The organism is Microbacterium sp. UBA3394, assembly GCF_002358725.1.
In the GTDB taxonomy this organism is placed as follows: domain Bacteria; phylum Actinomycetota; class Actinomycetes; order Actinomycetales; family Microbacteriaceae; genus Microbacterium; species Microbacterium luteum.
On sequence record NZ_DEPK01000142.1, the window covers coordinates 1 to 3,781 of the forward strand.

3 protein-coding genes are annotated in these 3,781 nt (G+C 70.0%); all 3 read left to right on the forward strand.

Annotation, left to right across the window (positions count from 1 at the left end; all coding sequences use genetic code 11):
• Nucleotides 1-1,617: phosphoenolpyruvate--protein phosphotransferase (gene ptsP, locus B4E30_RS08440; protein ID WP_286794709.1), on the forward strand; the 1,617-nt coding region annotated here is incomplete at its 5' end.
• Nucleotides 1,614-3,173, forward strand: coding sequence for a PTS mannitol transporter subunit IICB (locus tag B4E30_RS08445; RefSeq protein WP_286794712.1), 1,560 nt, complete (start codon nt 1,614-1,616; stop codon nt 3,171-3,173). The genes ptsP and B4E30_RS08445, both read left to right, overlap by 4 nt.
• A 130-nt stretch (nt 3,174-3,303) precedes the next feature.
• Nucleotides 3,304-3,744, forward strand: coding sequence for a PTS sugar transporter subunit IIA (locus B4E30_RS08450; protein WP_194383554.1), 441 nt, complete (start codon nt 3,304-3,306; stop codon nt 3,742-3,744).
• The last annotated feature ends 37 nt before the right edge of the window (nt 3,745-3,781 follow it).

A 3,781-nucleotide genomic window follows, 5' to 3' on the forward strand; every position in this document is an offset into this window, starting at 1 on the left:
CCCGCCCCCGACGATGCGCCCAGCGCCCTCAGCCCCGAAGAGGAGACCTCCCGGGCCCGGGAGGCCGTCGGCGCGGTCGCCCGAGAGCTCGAGGCCCGCGGGACGCAGGCCGGCGGCGCCGCTCAGGAGGTGCTCGAAGCCCAGGCCATGATGGCCGAGGACCCGACCCTCGAAGAAGAGATCGACACGCGGCTCGCCCAGGGCAAGACCGCCGAGTGGGCGGTGCACGATGCGTTCGCGTCGTTCCGGCAGCAGCTCACCGCCCTCGGCGGCTACCTCGGCGAGCGCGCGGCCGACCTCGACGACGTCGCCCAGCGCGTCATCGCGCAGCTGCGCGGCGAGCCCGCGCCGGGCGTTCCGGATCCGGGCCACCCCTTCGTGCTGGTCGCGAAGGACCTCGCCCCCGCCGACACTGCTCTGCTCGACCTCGACAAGGTGCTCGCCCTCGTGACCACCGAAGGCGGACCGACCTCGCACACGGCGATCCTCGCCCGCGAGAAGTCGATCGTCGCGATCGTGGGCGCATCCGGTGCGAAGAATCTCACCGACGGCGAGACGGTGATCGTGGATGCCGCCTCCGGCGTGGTGACCACCGAGCCGACCACGGACGAGCTCGACCGCGCTGCCACCCGCGCCAGAGCGCGGGCAGAGGCCGCGAACGCGCCGCTGACCCCCGGCGCTCTCGCCGACGGCACCGCGGTGCCGCTGCTGGCGAACCTCGGCAGCCCGGCCGCCGCGGCCGAAGCCGTGGAGCTCGGCGCCGAGGGCGTGGGCCTGTTCCGCACCGAGTTCCTCTTCCTCAGCGCCAGCCAAGCGCCGACCGTGGAGCAGCAGCGCGCGTCGTACACGGAGCTGTTGAAGGCCTTCCCCGGCAAGAAGGTCGTCGTGCGCATGCTCGACGCCGGCGCCGACAAGCCGCTGCCGTTCCTCAACGACGCTCACGAGGACAACCCCGCCCTGGGCCTGCGGGGACTCCGCGCGCTGCGCCAGAGCGAGGACATCCTGCGCGAGCAGCTCACGGCTCTCTCCGAAGCCCACGAGTCGACCCGGCGCACCCCCGAGGGGCCCGCCGACCTGTGGGTCATGGCCCCGATGGTGGCGACCGTCGAGGAGACGGAGTACTTCGTCACCCTCGCCCGCGAGTACGACATCAAGACCGCCGGCGTGATGGTGGAGGTGCCCTCGTCGGCGCTGCTCGCAGACCGCGTGCTGCGCCACGCCGACTTCGCCTCGATCGGCACCAACGACCTGACGCAGTACACGATGGCCGCCGACCGCCTGCTCGGCTCGGTCGCCTCGTATCAGGACCCCTGGCACCCCGCCGTCCTGCGCCTCGTGCGCGAGGTCGGCATGGCGGGGAAGGCCAACCGCAAGCCCGTCGGCATCTGCGGCGAGGCGGCGGCGGACCCGCTCCTGGCCGTCGTCCTCGTGGGCCTCGGCGCGACGAGCCTGTCGATGGCGCCCACAGCCCTTGCCGACGTTCGAGCGACCCTGCTCAAGCACACCCTGGACGATGCGGTGCGCATCGCCGAAGCCGCCCTGGCCGCCGATGACGCGGCCTCGGCACGAACCGCCGCGCAGACCGCGGCGGACCGAGAGAAGGAGACACAGTCATGACAACGGCGTCATCGCCCGCGACGGCGGGCAGCAAGGCGCGCGTCGGAGTACAGCGCTTCGGCACGTTCCTGTCCGGCATGATCATGCCGAACATCCCTGCGCTGATCGCGTGGGGCATCTTCACGGCGTTCTTCATCGAGGTCGGCTGGACCCCGAACGCCGACCTCGCGACCATCGTCGGTCCGTTCATCCACTACGCCCTCCCGCTGCTGATCGCCTACACGGGCGGCTCGATGGTCTACAACGTGCGCGGCGGTGTCGTGGGCGTCATAGCGACGATGGGCGCGATCGCCGGCTCCGACCTTCTCGTGGCCAACTTCAACGCGACACTGCCCGAGGGCGAGAGCCAGCTCGGCCAGGTGCACATGTTCATCGGCGCCATGATCCTCGGCCCGCTCGCCGCGGTGACGATGAAGTGGCTCGACAGCCTGTGGGACGGCAAGATCCGCGCCGGCTTCGAGATGCTCGTGAACATGTTCTCCGCCGGCATCTGGGGCTTCGTGATGGCCGTCGTCGGGTTCTACCCGATCGCCTGGCTGGTCAACGGGCTCATGCAGGCACTGGGTAACGCGGTGAGCTGGCTGGTCGACATGAACCTGCTGCCGCTGACGAGCATCATCATCGAACCGGCGAAGGTGTTCTTCCTGAACAACGCCATCAACCACGGCGTGCTCACGCCGCTGGGCGTCACGGAGGCATCCGAGACCGGGTCGTCGATCCTGTTCCTGCTCGAGGCCAACCCCGGCCCCGGCCTCGGTCTGCTGCTGGCGTTCACGTTCTTCGGACTCGGTGCGGCGCGTGCGTCGGCCCCCGGTGCGGCGATCATCCAGTTCTTCGGCGGCATCCACGAGGTGTACTTCCCGTACGCGCTGATGAAGCCGGTGCTGATCGTCGCGCTGATCGCCGGTGGCATGACAGGAGTAACGACGAACATGCTCCTCGGCGGCGCCCTGCGCGCCCCGGCAGCCCCCGGCAGCATCATCGCGGTGCTGCTGCAGACGGCCACCGGCGCGTACTTCGCGGTGATCCTGTCCGTCGTGCTGTCGGCCGCGGTGACCTTCCTCATCGCCGCGGTGATCCTGCGGGCCTCACGCAAGCGCGACCTCGCCGCGATGGCCTCGACCGACGACGCGTTCGGCGCTGCGATCACTCAGACCGAGGCGGCCAAGGGCAAGAGCTCGGATGCGCTGCGCAACCTGCGCGGCGGAGCTGCCACCCAAGCCGACGGCGACGGCGGTGCCGCCACCGTGACCGAGCGCCAGATCAACAACATCGTGTTCGCGTGCGACGCGGGCATGGGCTCGTCGGCGATGGGTGCGAGCGTGCTGCGCAACAAGATCAAGAAGGCCGGCGTCGAGGGGGTCACGGTGACCAACAAGGCCATCGCCGCCCTCGACCCCAGCGCCGACCTGGTCATCACGCAGAACCAGCTCACCGACCGTGCGCGTCACCAGACGCCCGACGCGGTTCACGTCTCCGTGGACAACTTCATGAACTCGCCGCGATACGACGAGGTCGTCGAGCTGGTTCAGGACCAGCACGAGAAGAAGTCCTGAGCGACCGCTGCGGGGCCGGGCCGGCGCGACGCCCCCGGCCCCGCAGCCTTTCCTCGGCCCTGGTCGAGGACGCACACAGATGCAACAGTGGATGCGGCAAGCATCCGACATGAACGAAAGGCGGGCCACCATGGCACGTGACGTCCTGAGCCTGGGCCAGGTGCGCATCCACTCCGGAAGCGCGACGCGCGACGAGGCGATGAAGGAGGCGGCCGACATCCTGCAGGCGGCCGGCGCCGTCACCGCGGACTACTACGACGCGATGCAGCAGCGCGAGCAGACGGTGTCGACCTTCATGGGCAACGAGCTCGCGATCCCCCACGGCACGAACGAGACGAAGGACACGATCCTCGAATCCGCGCTGTCGGTGGTGCGCTACGACGGCGGCGTCGACTGGGACGGCGAGCAGGTCACGTTCGTCATCGGCATCGCCGGCAAGGGCGACGAGCACCTGGAGATCCTGTCGCAGATCGCCATCCTCTTCTCCGAGGAGGACGACGTCGCGGGCCTGAAGACCCTGCAGACCCCGGAGGAGATCTACGCCGTGGTGAGCGAGGCGACCGGGTCATGAAGGCCGTCCACTTCGGCGCCGGCAACATCGGCCGCGG

What these genes read in the sequence shown, in the direction of transcription:
- B4E30_RS08445 (WP_286794712.1), top strand. Translation starts at nt 1,614, where the DNA reads ATGACAACGGCGTCATCGCCCGCGACGGCGGGCAGCAAGGCGCGCGTC.
- B4E30_RS08450 (WP_194383554.1), top strand. Translation starts at nt 3,304, where the DNA reads ATGGCACGTGACGTCCTGAGCCTGGGCCAGGTGCGCATCCACTCCGGA.